We start from the raw sequence: 15,093 nt of genomic DNA, 5'->3' as shown, positions 1-15,093 counted from the left end.
AATCTCCGCGCTCCCGCGTACCCCCGGGTTCGACTGCGAAGGGTGATCCACAAGACCATGGCTGAGAACGATTACACGGCCCCCGAAGGCCCCACCGGAAAGGCCCGCGAGGACCTCTCGCTGGAGGAACTGCGCGCGTGGATGCGGCAGTGGATCGCGGACGCGACCAAGCAGCCGCTGGAGAACATCACCGACGACAAGTCGCTGGACGAGTTCGGCCTCGGCTCGCGCGACGCCGTCTCGATGGCCTCCGACATCGAGGACTTCACCGGCGTGCAGCTGACCGCCACCGTCGCCTTCCAGCACCCGACGATCGCGCTGCTCAGCCAGCGCATCATCGACGGCGACCCGGTGGTCTCCGACGACGACCTCGCGGCCGAGGCGGCGCTGTACGACCGCGGCGAGGAGTTCGAGGCGAACCGCGGTGTGCACGACGTCGCGGTGATCGGCCTGGCGACCCGCTTCCCGCAGGCCGGGGAGACGCCCGAGTCCACGTGGGAGTTCCTCATCGGGAACGGCGACGGTACGCGGGACCTCCCGGAGGACCGCTGGCTCGAGTTCAAGCAGGACCCGCGCCTGAAGAAGGTGCTCGACGACGCGAACGTGTTCGGCGGGTACCTCGACGACGTGGCCTCGTTCGACGCCGAGTTCTTCCAGATGACGCCGCGCGAGGTCGAGATGGTCGACCCGCAGCAGCGCCTCGCCATGGAGCTCACCTGGGAGGCCCTCGAGCACGCGCACATCCCGGCCAGCTCGGTGAAGGGCACCCGCACCGGCGTGTGGCTCGGCAGCTCCGCCAACGACTACCAGATGCTGGCCGTCGCGGACCCGACGAAGGCCAACCCGTACGCGCTGACCGGCACGTCGTCGTCGATCGTCGCGAACCGGGTCTCGTACTTCTACGACTTCCACGGCCCGTCGGTCACGATCGACACGGCCTGCAGCTCCTCGCTGGTCGCGATGCACCAGGCCATCCGGAGCCTCCGCGACGGCGAGACCGACATGGCCGTCGCCGGCGGCGTGAACATGCTCATCGTCCCGGCCGCGACGCTCGGCTTCGACACCATCGGCGCGCAGGCGCCCGACGGCAAGATCAAGGCCTTCAGCTCGGACGCGAACGGCATGATCCGCGCCGAGGGCGGCGCGGTCGTGCTGCTCAAGCGCCTCGCCGACGCCGAGCGCGACGGGGACCGGATCCTGGGCGTGCTGGCCGGCTCGGCCGTCACCTCCGACGGCAAGTCCAACGGCATCTTCGCGCCGAACCCGGAGGCGCAGGTGACCAACCTGCGCGACGCCTACGTGGACGCGGGCATCGACCCGCGCACCGTCGACTACCTGGAGGCGCACGGCACCGGTACCATCCTGGGCGACCCGCTCGAGGCCGACGCGATCGGCCGCGTGCTGGGCCGCGGCCGCGAGGCCGAGAAGCCGCTGCTACTGGGCTCGGCCAAGACCAACTTCGGGCACATGGAGGCCGCCGCGGGCATCGCCGGCGTCGCCAAGGTGCTGCTCGGCATGGAGCACGGGCAGATCCCGGCGTCGCTGCACTTCGCCGGCCCGAACCCGTACATCCAGTTCGAAGCGAACCGCCTGCTCATGGCGGCGCGGAACACGGAGTGGCCCCAGTACTCCGGCGCCAAGCTGGCCGGCGTCACCGGTAACGGCTTCGGCGGCACCAACGCCCACGTCGTGATCAAGGAGTACGTCGCGCCCGAGGTCGTCGAGGGCGAGACCGAAGGGGCGGAAGAGGGTTCGTCGAAGGCGGTCCCGGAGTTCTACGCCGCGACCGTCGAGGGTGTCGCCGTCCCACTGGTGCTCACGGCCTACGTCCCGTCCCGCCGCCGGGCCGCCGCCCAGGAACTGGTCGAGTGGCTCGAGTCCGACGAGGCGAAGGAGTACACGCTCGCCGAGATCGGCCGCAGCCTCGCCTCGCGCAACCACGGCCGCGTCCGCTCGGTGGTGCTGGCCAAGGACCTCGACGAGGCGATCAAGGGCTTCCGCGCCATCGCGGACGGCAAGAACGCGCCGAACGTCATCTCCGCCAACCAGCCCGACGGGGTCGGCCCGGCGTTCATCTTCTCCGGCTTCGGCAGCCACCACCGCAAGATGGCCAAGCAGCTCTACCTCGAGAACCCGGTGTTCAAGCACTACTTCGACGAGGTCAACGAGCTGATCATCGACGAGTCGGGCGACGACTACGCCGATATGATCACCGACGACGCCCAGACCTTCCACATCGAGACCGGCCAGGTGGGCATCTTCGCCATCCAGGTGGCGCTCGTGGGACTGTTCCGGCACCACGGCATCGAACCCGGTGTGGTGCTTCCGCATTCGATGGGCGAGGCCACCGCGGCGTGGCTCACCGGCGGCCTGTCGCTGGAGGACGCCGTGCGCGTCATCTGCAACCGCTCGCGCCTCATGGGCGAGGGCGAGGCGATGCTGCCCGAGGAGATGGAGCGCTTCATGGCGCTCGTCGAGTACAGCGCCGACGACATCGAGACGGTGCTCGGCGACTACGAGGGCCTGGAGATCTGCGTCTACGCCGCGCCCACGCACACCGTGCTCGGCGGCCCCGGCAAGGTGATCGACCAGATCGTCGAGGAGACCGAGGCGAAGGGCCTGATGGCCCGGAAGCTGGTGACCCGCGGCGCATCCCACACCTCGCAGATGGACCCGCTGCTGGGCGAGCTGCAGGCCGAGCTCATGGGCATCGAGCCGCACCCCCTGCAGTACCCCATGTACTCCACCGTGAACAAGGAGGAGTTCTACAAGGCCGGGCACGCGCCGGTGCACGACGTGGACTACTGGATCAAGGGCCTGCGGCACAGCGTGTGGTTCACCCAGGCCGTGGAGAAGGCCGTCGAGGCCGGCTACCGCACGTTCATCGAGTTCTCGCCGAACCCGATCACCCTGATCTCCGTGGCCGCGGTCACCTTCGGCTCCGGCATCCAGGACGCCGCGCTGGTGCAGACGCTCAAGCGCAAGGAGGACGAGCAGGGCACCGTCATGACCGCGCTCGCCACCGTGTTCGCCCGCGGCCACGACGTGGACGTCGCGTCGCTGTTCGGCCCCGGCCGGTACGCGCCGATCCCGCGGACCCGCTTCCAGCGCAAGCACATCTGGATCCAGACGAAGCTGCCCGACGGCGGCTCGGGCGTGGTCCCCGGCGGGCACGTCGCGCTGCCGGACGGCCGGCACGTGTGGCAGCTCGACGCGGGCGCGCTCACCCTGGGCGATCAGACCGAGATCTCCCTCGTGGAGCTCGCGCGGCTCGCCGCCGGCCAGGTGCTCGACGGTGCCGCCGTCACCGCGGCGGTGGAGCACGGCGAGCCGAAGGACGGGCTCACCCTGACCACCACGCTCACCCCGCACCCGGGCGGCGCGTCGATCCAGGTGCACGAGAACCGTGGCGCCGGCAGCGGATTCCGCCTCCTGCTCGACGCGGTCGTCGTGGGCGGCGAGGCCGCCGGCACCGCCGCGGAGCCGAGCATCACCAGGGCGGCGGCACCGGCGGCCGCCGCCGCGGCCGCGGCCCCGGACGATCTGGAGGCCGAGCCCGAGATCACCGTCTCGGACGAGACCGAGGCCCCGGCCCCCGAGGGTGCGGCGGAGATCTGGTCGCCGGATTCCGGTGAGACCGTGGAGCATCGGCTCGGCGTGATCATCGCGGAGACCATGGGCTTCGAGATCGAGGACCTGCCCAAGGAGATCCCGCTGATCGACCTGGGCATGGACTCGCTCATCGCGATGCGCATCAAGAACCGCGCCGAGTACGAGTTCGACATCCCGCCGATCCAGATCCAGGCGGTGCGCGACGCGTCCTTCAACGACGTGGTGCAGTTCGTCGAGTACGCGGTCGAGCACCGCGATCAGGTGGACGCACTGGCCGAGCACCAGACCGGCACGGGCGAGATGGCCGACGCCGGCCAGCTCGCCGAGATGATGAAGGCCGCCAAGGAGGAGGCCGCGGCGAAGGCGGCGGCCCCGGCCGAGGCACCGTCGGGCCCGAAGACGGAGGCGGAGACCACCGAGCCCGAGACCACCGAGCCCGAGACCGCCGACGGCCCCGACCTTCTCGACGGCGCCGCCGTCGCCGAGGCCGTGGGCGACGGGGTGCCCCCGCGCGACGCGGCGGAGCGCCTCACCTTCGCGACCTACGCGATCGTGGTCGGGAAGTCGCCGGGCGGCGTGTTCAACGAGCTCGAGGTGCTGTCGGAGGACGTGGCGGAGAAGCTCACCGCGCGCCTCTCGGAGCGGGCCGGCGGCGAGATCGACATCGAGGACGTCATCGACTCGACGAACATCGAGCAGATGGCCACCTACGTGGGCGCCGTGATGGACGCGGCCACCCCGGTGGACGGCTTCGTGCGCACCCTGCGCAACCCCGAGGGCTCGACGCGCAAGCCGCTCTTCCTGTTCCACCCCGCGGGCGGCAACACCATGGCCTACGAGGCGCTGCTCCGGAAGCTGCCGGAGGACCTGCCGATCTACGGCATCGAGCGCGTGGAGGGCGAGATCGAGGAGCGGGTGCGCGAGTACCTGCCGAAGATCCGTGAGGTCCAGCCGGAGGGCCCGTACCGGGTCGCGGGCTGGAGCCTGGGCGGCGCCTTCGCCTACGGCGTGGCGCGCGGCCTCGACGACGCCGGCGAGAAGGTGGAGTACATCGGCCTGCTGGACGTGGTGGCGCCCACGGTGCCGCTCACCGACGAGCCGGACGAGAAGAAGGCCCGCCTGGAGCGCTGGGAGAAGTTCGCGCGCAAGAACTACGACATCGGCGACGAGGTCGAGCTGCCGATGGACCGCCTGGTGGCCGCGGACGACGAGGGCCAGTTCCGGATCATCATGGAGCTGGTGCAGCTGTCCGACAAGAAGGTGCCCACCTCGATGATCGAGCACCAGCGCACGTCGTTCATCGACAACCGCGCGCTGCTCAAGGTGAACCCCGCCGACTACGGGCACTTCGACGGCACGGTCACGCTGTACCGCGCCGACAAGATGCACGACGGGGCGATCGAGCTGGAGCCGAACTTCGCGGACATCGCGCCGGACGGCGGCTGGGCCCCGGTCGTCGAGGACCTGCGGATCGTCAAGATCGGCGGCGATCACCTGCAGCTCATCGACGAGCCGTACATCGGCAGGATCGCGCAGCACATGGCGTCCGAGCTGAACGCCGCGGACGGCGCCGAGTAGTTCGAGGCGAAGGGATAGGGTGACAGACGTGACGGACGTATCGGACCAGGTGGACCTCAGCACCACCGCGGGCAAGCTCGCGGACCTGCACCGTCGCCTCGAGGCGGCGTCGGATCCCGGCAGCGAGCGGGCCAGGGCCCGTCGTGACGCGAAGGGCCTGCCCAGCGCCCGGCAGCGGATGAACATGCTGTTCGACGAGGGCACCTTCGTCGAGCTGGACCAGCTGGCCAAGTCGCCGGGCGACGCCAAGATCAAGGACGGCGTGGTCATCGGCTACGGCACCGTCAACGGCCGGAAGGTCGCGGCGTTCAGCCACGATCAGACGGTGGGCGCCGGCACCGTCGGCGAGATGTTCGGCCGGAAGATGGTGAAGCTCTACGACTTCGCCGCGACCGCCGGCCTGCCCGTCGTGGGCATCAACGATTCGGGCGGCGCCCGCATCCAGGACGCGGCCACGTCGATCGCGTGGTACGCAGAGCTCGGGCGGCACCAGGACGGCCTGTGCGGCCAGGTCCCGCAGATCTCGATGATCCTCGGCACCTGCGTGGGCGGCGCCGTCTACGCGCCCGCCAACACCGATGTGCTCGTGGGCGTGCAGGACAACACCTACATGTTCGTCACGGGCCCCGAGGTGATCCGGCCGACCACCGGCGAGATGACCTCCGCGGAGGACCTGGGCGGCGCGATCAAGCAGGCGCAGTGGGGAAACCTGCACCACATCGCCGCCGACGAGAAGGCCGCGTTCGACTGGGTCAAGCGCTACCTGTCCTTCATGCCGGACTCGATCCACCAGCGCCCGCCGCTGGTCAACCCGGGCATCGAGCCCGAGGTCACGGAGTCGGACCTCGACCTCGAGTCGATCATCCCGGACGCCGACAACGCGGGCTACGACATCCACGACGTGATCCTGCGCGTCTTCGACGACGGCGACTTCCTGGAGTACGCCGAGCTGTGGGCGCCGAACATCGTGACCGGCTTCGCGCGGTCGGACGGCCAGCCCGTGGGCGTCGTGGCCAACCAGCCGATGCACATGGCGGGAACCCTGGACACCCAGGCGTCGGAGAAGGCCGCGCGGTTCGTGCGCCTGTGCAACTCCTTCAACATCCCGCTGGTGTTCCTGGTCGACGTGCCGGGCATCCTGCCGGGCGTCGAGGAGGAGAAGATCGGCACCATCCGCCGGTCGGGCAAGTTCATATTCAGCTACGTCGAGGCGGCCGTCCCCAAGGTCACCATCATCCTGCGCAAGTCGTACGGCGGCGCGTGGGCCGTGATGGGGTCGAAGCAGTTGGGCGCCGACTTCGTGTTCGCGTGGCCGACGGCGCGCCTGGCCGTGATGGGCGCCGAGGGCGCCGCGGCCATCATCAAGCGCCGCGAGATCGAGGAGGCCGGCGAGAACGGCCCGGCCATCCGGCAGGCGTTCGTCGACTTCTACAACCAGTTCATGGCCACGCCGTGGCTGGCCGCCGAGCGCGGCTACATCGACGGCGTGATCGAGCCGAAGGACACGCGCCTGCTGATCCGCAAGTGCCTGCGCCAGCTGCAGGACAAGGAGCTTCAGCGCGTGCCCCGCCGCACCTACCTCATGCCGATGTAAATGGCTCTCCCGGAGGGCTTTCCGCAGATCACCGGGGCGGTGCTGACCGACCCCGATGTCACGGCGGCGTATGCGACGGACCGCTGCTCGCCCGTCTACGGCGGCGTGCCGCTCGCGGTGGTGCTCGCCGAGACCACGGAGGACGTCGCCGCGGTCGCGACGTGGTGCTATGTGAACGACGTGGTGATGGTGCCCCGCGGCGCCGGCACCGGCCTGGCGGGCGGCGCGGCCGCCATCGACGGCTGCGTGGTCATCTCCCTCGGCCGGATGACGGCGATCAAGGAGATCAGCGTCGCCGATCAGTACGCGATCGCCGAGGCGGGCGTGATCAACGCCGACCTGGACGCGGCGGCGCGCGAGCACGGCCTGATGTATCCGCCCGACCCGTCGTCGTTCGAGATCTGCTCGATCGGCGGGAACGTGGCCACCAACGCGGGCGGCCTGCGGTGCGTGATGCACGGCGTCACCCGCGAATACGTCCTCGGGCTCACCGTCGTCCTGCCGGACGGGCGGATCATCACGACGGGGCGGCGCACCGTCAAGGGCGTCACCGGCTACGACCTGACCCAGCTGCTGTGTGGCAGCGAGGGCACGCTCGGCATCGTCACCGAGGTCACCGTCAAGCTCAAGCCGGCCCCGCCGATCCCGCCCACCACGGTGGCGGCGGCCTACCCGGACGTGGTGAGCGCCGCGTCGGCGGTGGCCGCGGTGGTCCGTACCGGCGTGGTGCCGGCGCTCATGGAGCTCATGGACCGCGGCACCCTGGAGTGCGTCGAGGACCTGCGCCCGTTCGGTCTCGAGGAGGAGACCCGGGCGATGCTCATCGGCCAGGGCACCACGCCGGAGGACGCGGCCGTGCTGGCCCGCGAGTTCGACGCGGCCGGCGCCCACTACGTGGTGGTCTCGGACGATCCGGCCGAGGCCGCGGAGCTGCTGGCTGTCCGGCGCGCCGCTTTCCACGCCTACGAGCACGCGGGCAACATGTTCTCCGAGGACGTGGGCGTGCCGCGGTCGAAGCTGCCGGAGATGTTCGCGCGGATCGAGGAGATCGCCGCGAAGCACGACGTGCGGATCCCCACCTGCGCGCACGCCGGCGACGGCAACCTGCATCCGACCCTGATCTACCCGCGCGAGCTCACCGAGGTGCCGCAGGCGGTGTGGGACGCGGCCGACGAGGTCTTCCAGGCCGCCCTCGACCTGGGCGGAACCCTCACCGGCGAGCACGGCGTGGGCGTCCTCAAGGCGCGCTGGGTCGGCGACGAGCTCTCCGAGGACGTGCTCGACCTGCACCGCGGGATCAAGGCCGTCTGGGACCCGAAGAACCTCCTCAACCCCGGCCGCGGCTTCTAGCCCAGCGAGTCCACGAACACGGCTGCGACGGCCTCGAGGCCGCGGCGGTCCTCGTCGGAGAAGCGGCCGGTGCTCTCGCTGTCCAGGTCGAACACGCCGATGAGCTCGCCCGAGCGGCCGATCAGGGGGACCACCAGCTCGGAGTTGGTCGCCCCGTCGCACGCGATGTGGTCGGCGACGGCGTGCACGTCGTCCACCCGCTGGGTCTCGCGGGTCCGGGCGGCGGCGCCGCAGACCCCGCGGTCGAGGGGGATCCGGATGCATGCGGGCAGGCCCTGGAAGGGGCCGACCACGAGCTCGGTCCCGTCGTAGAAGTAGAAGCCCACCCAGTTGAGGTCGGGCACCGTCGCCTTCACCAGCGCGGAGAGGTTCGCGGCGTTGGCGATGCGGTCGGGTTCGCCCGCGACCAGGGCGCGGGCGTAGTCGGCGAGTTCGGCGTAGCGCTCGGCGGGGGAGTCCGGGAGTTCGGGGAGGGAGAACGACACGCCCACCACGCTACGTCGTGACGGACCCGGGCGGCGCCCCTGGGACGGCGGTGATTCTGGGCGGAACCTGAGAAAGTGACGGGTTCCGTCGCAGGGTGATTCAGGTGGAAAAATCACCCCGCGTACCTCGGTGACCTGCGGGGAAGGATCAAGTTCAAAGGCGTACGTAACGTTCGTGTCCCAACCGCCGACTAAGAGTTTGTCAGGAACTGGGTTCTCGCATACAGTGCCTGACGAGCACTGCTCCGTCTTCGGCGGTGGCCCAGGACCTCACCCTGTGGTAGCCGCGCGGCCGACCGAGGCCCGTCGAGGACGGTACGGACGCCCCGCAGGGCGACAACGAGGAAGAGAGTCTCGAATGCGTATGCGCAACGGCTGGGCCACGAAGGCCACCGCCGCCGCGATCACCGTGGCTGCCATTCCGGCCCTGACGATCGCCGGCACGGGTGCGGCGAACGCGTGGGGTCCGGGTTCGGCGAAGAACCCGCCGAAGGGCTTCAAGCAGGCCTTCGTCAACGGCGCCGGCATGCCGAACGTCAAGGTCCGCACCTGGGCCTCGACCACCACCGACCCCAAGAAGGCCCCGACCGTCGTCCTGCTCGACGGCCTGCGCGCCACCTGGGACGTCTCCGGCTGGGAGCGCGACGCGAACGTCGCCTTCCTGTCGCAGAAGGGCATCAACGTCGTCATGCCCGTCGGCGGCACCTCGAGCTGGATGACCGACTGGCAGGCCCCGTCGTCGACCAACCGCCAGCCGTACCGCTACACCTGGGCGTCGTTCCTGAAGAACAGCCTCCCGCAGTACATCAAGAGCCTCGGCTTCAGCGACAACGTCTCGCTGGTCGGCCTCTCGATGTCCGGCAGCGGCGCGATCATCAACGCCCTCGAGTCGAACGGCTACTACAAGCGCGCCGCGTCGCTCTCGGGCCTGAACAACATCTCGGCCCCCGGCATCCCGATCGCCGTCGGCATCGCCTCGCTCGATTCGAGCGGCTACAACGCCGGCCTCGACATGTGGGGCGGCCCGCTGGACTCGCGCTGGGCCAAGAACGACCCGACGGTGCAGATCAACCGCCTGCGCAACATCCCGCTGTGGATCTCGGCCGGTAACGGCGTGTTCGGCAAGTACACCCCGAACCCCGGCCCCGCCGACGTGATCCAGGGCGTGCCGCTCGAGTGGCTGGCGCTGTCGCAGGCGCGGTCGTTCGAGGGCGCCGCCAAGCGCGCGGGCCTGAAGAACGTGCATTACGACTTCCCGCCGGCCGGCACCCACACCTGGGGCTACTGGCAGGATCAGGTTTGGCAGATGCAGCGCACGGGTTGGTTCTCGAAGTAACCCGTCGCGGCGCCTGACGAATTGCTCACGACAAGTGGCCTCGTTCGGAAGAACGAGGCCCTTTGTCGTATTGTGGTGCAGACGACTTTTCTGAGGAAACCGGGAGAGTCGGTAACGCCTTACCCTGTGATTTCGATGAGATCCAGGGACGGTGTCGCCCGTGGTTCGCATGTGAAACGTGTGACATGTGTGACAACTGATGTTAGAGTGACAGCTGTGACTTGAGTGGGTGAGGTTTCACCCTCCGTCCGGTCCACAAGCGAATGCGCGGATACGCGTGAAAATAGAGAGGTCAGCAATGCGAGCAGCCTGGGGTAAGCGAGCGGGCGCGGCGGTTCTCACCGCCGCCATGGTTCCCGCCCTCGCCGGCATGGGTGCCGGTGTCGCCGGTGCTTGGGGTCCGGGGTCGGCGAAGAACCCGCCCAAGGGTTTCAAGTCCGAGAAGGTCAACGGCGCCGGTATGCCGGACGTCCTGGTCCGCTCCTGGGCCTCGACCACCACCGATCCGAAGAAGGCGCCCACCGTGGTGCTGCTCGACGGCCTGCGCGCGACGCAGGACGTCTCCGGCTGGGAGCGCGACTCCAACGTCGCCTTCCTGTCGCAGAAGGGCGTGAACGTCGTGATGCCGGTCGGCGGCACCGCGAGCTTCTACACCAACTGGGCGAACACCTCGCGCCACGGCAACGGCACCTACAAGGCCACCTGGGGCAACTTCCTTGCCACCAGCCTGCCGTCGTACATCAAGTCGCGTGGTTTCTCCGACAACCTCTCGCTCGTCGGCATCTCGATGGGTGGCGGCGCCGCCCTCATCAACGCCGCGAACAACCCGGGCGTCTACAAGCGCGCCGCGGCCCTCTCCGGCTTCCTGAACACCTCGGCCCCGGGCATGCCCGTCGCCGTGGGCGTCTCGATGCTCGACGCGGGCGGCTACAACGTCCTCGACATGTGGGGCGGCCCGCTCGACGCCAACTGGGCGAAGAACGACCCGACTGTTCAGGCCCCGCGCCTGAAGGGCATCCCGGTGTGGGTCACCGCTTCGACCGGTGAGCCCGGCAAGTACACCCCGAACCCCAGCCCCGCGGACATCGTCCAGGGCGTGCCGCTGGAGATCCTGGCCAAGTCGCAGTCGGAGGCCTTTAAGGCCGCCGCCGACAAGGCCGGCGTCAAGGGCCACTACGACTTCTCGTCGGTGGGCACCCACACGTGGGGCTACTGGAGCGATCAGGTGTGGCAGATGCAGCGCACCGGCTGGCTCGGCTGATCAGTCCGATCCCAGTGATCTGACGCGAGTCACGACGAAGGCCCCGGGCACCCGCCCGGGGCCTTCGCGCATGTCGGTACTGTGTTGCCGAGCCCACACGAGAAACCCGAGGTTGCAGACCATGGCCCCGCCGACACCCACGCCCGAGACCGACGAGCCCGTCGGTTTCCGCATCGACCCCGTGCTCGCGCGGAGCTGGCTGCTGGTGAACGCCGCTCAGCCCGAGCGGTTCGCCGCCGCGGCGCGATCGCGGGCCGACATCGTGGTGTTCGACATCGAGGACGCCGTGGCGCCCAAGGACAAGGCAACGGCCCGCGCGAACGTGGTCGAGTGGCTGAACGGCGACGCCGACGGTGCGCCCAACGAGGGCTGGGTGCGCGTCAACGGGTTCGGCACCCAGTGGTGGGCCGAGGACCTCGAGGCGCTGCGCGGCACCAGGAACCTGGGCGGCGTGATGCTGGCGATGGTCGAGTCGATGGATCACGTCACCGAGACCGCCAAGCGGCTCCCCGACACCCTCATCGTGGCGCTGGTGGAGACCGCCCGCGGCCTGGAGCGGATCAGCGAGATCGCCTCCGCGAAGGGCACCTTCCGCCTCGCCTTCGGCATCGGCGACTTCCGTCGCGACACCGGGTTCGGCGCGGAGCCGGCCACGCTGGCCTACGCCCGCTCGCGGTTCACGATCGCCGCGAAGGCGGCCCACCTGCCGGGCGCGATCGACGGCCCGACGGTGGGCTCCAAGGGCCTGCTGCTCAGCGAGGCCACCGCCGTCTCCTCCGAGTTCGGCATGACCGGCAAGATCTGCCTCACCCCCGAGCAGTGCCACCCCGTCAACGAGGGCCTGAGCCCCTCGCCGGAGGACATCCGCTGGGCGCGTGAGTTCTTCGCCGAGTTCGACCGCGACGGGGGAGAGATCCGCAACGGCTCGGACCTGCCCCGCATCGCGCGCGGCACCAAGATCCTGGACCTGGCGCGCGCCTACGGGATCGAGGTGGCCGACGGCCTCGACGGCGAGCACGCCACCGCACCGTCGGACACCTTCCACTACTAGGCCGCGACCGCGGCCCACGGGATCAGGACTGGCGGAGCGCCTCGATGTCCAGGGTCAGGGTGATCTTGTCGCCGATCACCTTGCCGCCGGTCTCGAGCGGCATGTCGATGGTGATGCCGAAGTCCTGCCGGGTGATCACGGTCTTGGCCTCGAACGCGGCCACCTCGCCCTGGCCCATGCCCGGGTTGGTGCCGAGGAACTCGAGGGCGAACTCCACCGGCTTGGTCACGCCGCGCAGCGTCAGCTCGCCGGAGAGCACGTAGTCCGAACCCTTCGCCGCGACGCCCGTCGAGACGAACGTGGCCTTCGGGTGGTTCTCGGCGTCGAAGAAGTCGGCGGTGCGGATGTGCGCGTCGCGCTGCTCGTTGCGGGTGTTCACCGAGGTCACGTCGACCTCCGCGGACAGCGACGCGGTGCCGTCCTCGGCGACCGTGATCGTGCCGCCGAACTCGTCGAACCGGCCCTTGACCTTGCTCACCATGAGGTGGCGCACGGAGAACTCGACGGACGAGTGGACCGGGTCGACGACGTAGGTGCCGGCGGGGAGGACGTTGCTCATGAGGATGCTCCTTCGTTGGTTGAACTCTCAAGACTCACCCAGCATAACCGGACTGCGGTCCGATGTATTCCGGGTGCCGCGAACCCGCCCCGAAGATCCCCCGATGACCGGTTCTACGCGGCCCCGTGGAACACCGCCTCCACGTTGTTGCCGTCGGCGTCGCGCACGAACGCGCCGTAGTAGCCGGGGTGGTATTCGGGCCACAGGCGGGGTGCGTGCAGGGACTCCGCGCCCAGTTCGAGCGCGACGCGGTGGAACTCGTCCACGGTCGCGGTGTCAGGTGCGGCGAAGGCGATGTGCGCCTCGCGGTTCGACGCGCCCTCGGCCGCGCCCGAGATCCAGAACACCGGCTGCTCGGTGCCGTAGCCGACGGCCACGTCGAAGTCCATGAGCCGGCGCGAGCCGAGCACGGCCAGCACCCCGTCGTAGAACCGCTTCGCGGCATCCAGGTCAGCGCAGTTGATCCCGAAGTGGTCGATCATGTCGGCTCCTCGCCGTGAGGCCGGGCGCCCGATGCGCCCGCGATGCCCTCAGGTGTAGCACCGGGGGCCGACGGGTTTCAGGCCAATGCCGCGCGCGCCGCCTCCCGCGCCCCCGCGGGATCGGCGGCGCCCACCGCCGCCTCGGCGGCCCAGCGGCACTGCTGCAGCGTCACCCCGGCCACCCGGGCGCCCACCGCCGCGGCCGCGCCCGCGGCGCAGGACAGCGAGGTCACGCCCAGGCCCACCAGCACGCACGCCAGCAGCGGATCGGCGGCGGCCTCGCCGCACACGCCCACGGGCTTCCCCGCGGCGGTGCCGGCCTCCGCCGTCAGCTTGATCAGCCGTAGCACCGCGGGCTGCCACGGGTCGGTGAGGGAGGCGAGCTCCGAGCTCATCCGGTCGGCGGCCATCGCGTACTGGGTGAGGTCGTTCGTGCCGAGGGAGACGAAGTCGACCTCCGCGAGCACCGCGTCGGCGCACAGCGCCACGGCCGGCACCTCCACCATGACGCCGGCGACGAGCCCGCGCGAGCGCGCCTTCGCGGCGAACGCGCGCGCCTCGGCGGCGGTGGCGATCATCGGCGCCATGACCCACGGCGCGGCGGCGGCCCCGTCCGCCGCGGCGGCGATCGCGTCCAGCTGCCGGTCGAGCAGGCCCGGGTCGCCCTCGGCGATGCGGATGCCGCGCACGCCCAGTGCCGGATTCTCCTCGTGCGCGTGGTCGACGAACTTCAGCGGCTTGTCGGAGCCCGCGTCCAGCGTGCGGATCACCACCTTGCCGCCCGGGAACGCGTCGACCACCTCCCGGTACAGCGCGGCCTGCTCGTCGACCGACGGCTCCTCGGCCCGGTCCAGGAACGCGAGCTCGGTGCGGAACAGGCCCACGCCCTCGACGGGTCGTTCCGCCGCGGTACGAGCGCTCGCGCCGTCCTGCACGTTGGACAGGATCGCCACGGGCGCACCGTCGGACGTGTGCCCGGGGCCGCGCCACCGGGCGATCTCGGCGGCGCGGCGGGCGGACTCCTCGACCCGGGTGCGCGCCTCCGCGGCGGGCGGCTCGACGGTGATCGTGCCCTCGCCGCCGTCGATGAGCACGGGGGTCCCGGCGTCCACGGCGCCGGCCTCGGCGAGCCCCACGATGCAGGGGATCCCCAGCTGCCGCGCGATGATCGCGGTGTGACTGGTGGGCCCGCCGAGGCGGGTGCCGATGCCCACGATGAGCGCGGGGTCGAGGCCGGCGGTGTCGGCCGGGGCCAGGTCGTCGGCCAGCAGGATCGCGGGCTCCGACGGTGCGGGCACCCCCGGTTCGGGGGTGCCGAGCAGCTCCGCGAGGATCCGGTCGCGCACATCGCGCAGGTCGGTGACCCGCTCGGCCATGAGCCCGCCGAGCTTGGTGAACATGTCGGCGAACTGGTCCGTGGCCGCGGCGACGGCGTTGGTGGCGGGGGAGCCGCCGCGGATCAGTTTCTCGGTGGTGCCGAGCCAGGCCTTGTCCGTGGCGAGGCCGGCGGTGGTCGCCAGCACCTCGGAGGCGGCGCCGGTGGCCTGGGATGCGCGGTCGCGCAGCCGGCCCGCGACGGCCAGGGCCGCCCGGGAGAACCGGTCGGCCTCCGCGTCCCGGGCGTCCTCCGGCAACTCGGGGCCGGCGGGGGGCAGCTCCGGCCGGTCGCCGGGCCACATGACGGGGGCGTAGGCGACGCCGGGCACGACGGGGGTGCCGACGAGGACGCGATTGCCGGACGCGGTGCTCTGCTGCGAACTCATGTGACCCAGATTACGAAATCTG

The 15,093-nt window shown here is 70.5% G+C and carries 10 protein-coding genes; 6 read left to right on the top strand and 4 right to left on the bottom strand.

From position 1 onward, the window contains the following. Positions 1 to 57 precede the first annotated feature (57 nt). Genes pks13 through BN39_RS05255 form a run of 3 tightly spaced genes read left to right on the top strand, consistent with a single transcriptional unit; the run spans position 58 to position 8,134 of the window. Positions 58 to 5,190 (top strand): polyketide synthase Pks13, encoded by a 5,133-nt coding sequence (pks13, locus tag BN39_RS05265; RefSeq protein ID WP_040766637.1) that lies wholly within the window; start codon positions 58 to 60, stop codon positions 5,188 to 5,190. 19 nt (positions 5,191 to 5,209) lie between these two features. After that, a complete protein-coding gene (locus tag BN39_RS05260) occupies positions 5,210 to 6,784 on the top strand; it encodes an acyl-CoA carboxylase subunit beta (protein WP_081585927.1) in 1,575 nt (524 codons plus the stop codon). After that, on the top strand, positions 6,785 to 8,134 hold the full coding sequence (locus BN39_RS05255; RefSeq protein ID WP_019201313.1) for an FAD-binding oxidoreductase: 1,350 nt from the start codon (positions 6,785 to 6,787) through the stop codon (positions 8,132 to 8,134). Here BN39_RS05255 and BN39_RS05250 read toward each other — a convergent pair. Beyond that, positions 8,131 to 8,619: a GAF domain-containing protein gene (locus tag BN39_RS05250; RefSeq protein WP_040766634.1), complete on the bottom strand. Its 489-nt coding sequence runs from the start codon at positions 8,617 to 8,619 to the stop codon at positions 8,131 to 8,133. The two genes, BN39_RS05255 and BN39_RS05250, sit on opposite strands and share 4 nt — an antisense overlap. 358 nt (positions 8,620 to 8,977) lie before the next feature. Here BN39_RS05250 and BN39_RS05245 point away from each other — a divergent pair, with 358 nt between their 5' ends. The 3 genes from BN39_RS05245 (at position 8,978) to BN39_RS05235 (ending at position 12,267) form a co-directional block, all read left to right on the top strand. Then, positions 8,978 to 9,955 carry an alpha/beta hydrolase family protein gene (locus BN39_RS05245; protein WP_040765895.1) on the top strand — a complete coding sequence of 326 codons (978 nt, stop codon included), beginning with the start codon at positions 8,978 to 8,980 and terminating at the stop codon, positions 9,953 to 9,955. 298 nt (positions 9,956 to 10,253) lie between these two features. After that, positions 10,254 to 11,216 carry an alpha/beta hydrolase family protein gene (locus BN39_RS05240; protein ID WP_081585926.1) on the top strand — a complete coding sequence of 321 codons (963 nt, stop codon included), beginning with the start codon at positions 10,254 to 10,256 and terminating at the stop codon, positions 11,214 to 11,216. Positions 11,217 to 11,337: 121 nt separating this feature from the next. After that, complete coding sequence (locus BN39_RS05235) at positions 11,338 to 12,267, top strand: CoA ester lyase (protein WP_019201309.1); 930 nt, start codon at positions 11,338 to 11,340, stop codon at positions 12,265 to 12,267. Between the two features lie 22 nt (positions 12,268 to 12,289). Here the strand turns inward: BN39_RS05235 and BN39_RS05230 are convergent, their stop codons facing one another. The 3 genes from BN39_RS05230 to BN39_RS05220 all read right to left on the bottom strand — a co-directional run bounded on the left by BN39_RS05230 (position 12,290) and on the right by BN39_RS05220 (position 15,071). Next, positions 12,290 to 12,826 (bottom strand): YceI family protein, encoded by a 537-nt coding sequence (locus BN39_RS05230; RefSeq protein ID WP_019201308.1) that lies wholly within the window; start codon positions 12,824 to 12,826, stop codon positions 12,290 to 12,292. Between the two features lie 113 nt (positions 12,827 to 12,939). Continuing rightward, entirely contained in the window at positions 12,940 to 13,308 is a 369-nt protein-coding gene (locus BN39_RS05225) for a VOC family protein (RefSeq protein WP_019201307.1), read from the bottom strand. A gap of 77 nt (positions 13,309 to 13,385) precedes the next feature. Next, entirely contained in the window at positions 13,386 to 15,071 is a 1,686-nt protein-coding gene (locus tag BN39_RS05220) for a phosphoenolpyruvate--protein phosphotransferase (protein WP_019201306.1), read from the bottom strand. Positions 15,072 to 15,093 lie beyond the last annotated feature (22 nt).

This window comes from Tsukamurella sp. 1534, from assembly GCF_000312385.1.
Classification (GTDB): Bacteria; Actinomycetota; Actinomycetes; order Mycobacteriales; family Mycobacteriaceae; genus Tsukamurella.
Note: the sequence above shows the minus strand (reverse complement) of the source record. Positions and strands in the feature narration are given on the sequence as shown.

Coding starts and splice junctions, on each gene's coding strand:
- BN39_RS05230 (WP_019201308.1), bottom strand. CDS start 12,826: ATGAGCAACGTCCTCCCCGCCGGCACCTACGTCGTCGACCCGGTCCAC.
- BN39_RS05240 (WP_081585926.1), top strand. CDS start 10,254: ATGCGAGCAGCCTGGGGTAAGCGAGCGGGCGCGGCGGTTCTCACCGCC.
- BN39_RS05245 (WP_040765895.1), top strand. CDS start 8,978: ATGCGTATGCGCAACGGCTGGGCCACGAAGGCCACCGCCGCCGCGATC.
- BN39_RS05220 (WP_019201306.1), bottom strand. CDS start 15,071: ATGAGTTCGCAGCAGAGCACCGCGTCCGGCAATCGCGTCCTCGTCGGC.
- BN39_RS05225 (WP_019201307.1), bottom strand. CDS start 13,308: ATGATCGACCACTTCGGGATCAACTGCGCTGACCTGGATGCCGCGAAG.
- BN39_RS05255 (WP_019201313.1), top strand. CDS start 6,785: ATGGCTCTCCCGGAGGGCTTTCCGCAGATCACCGGGGCGGTGCTGACC.
- pks13 (WP_040766637.1), top strand. CDS start 58: ATGGCTGAGAACGATTACACGGCCCCCGAAGGCCCCACCGGAAAGGCC.
- BN39_RS05235 (WP_019201309.1), top strand. CDS start 11,338: ATGGCCCCGCCGACACCCACGCCCGAGACCGACGAGCCCGTCGGTTTC.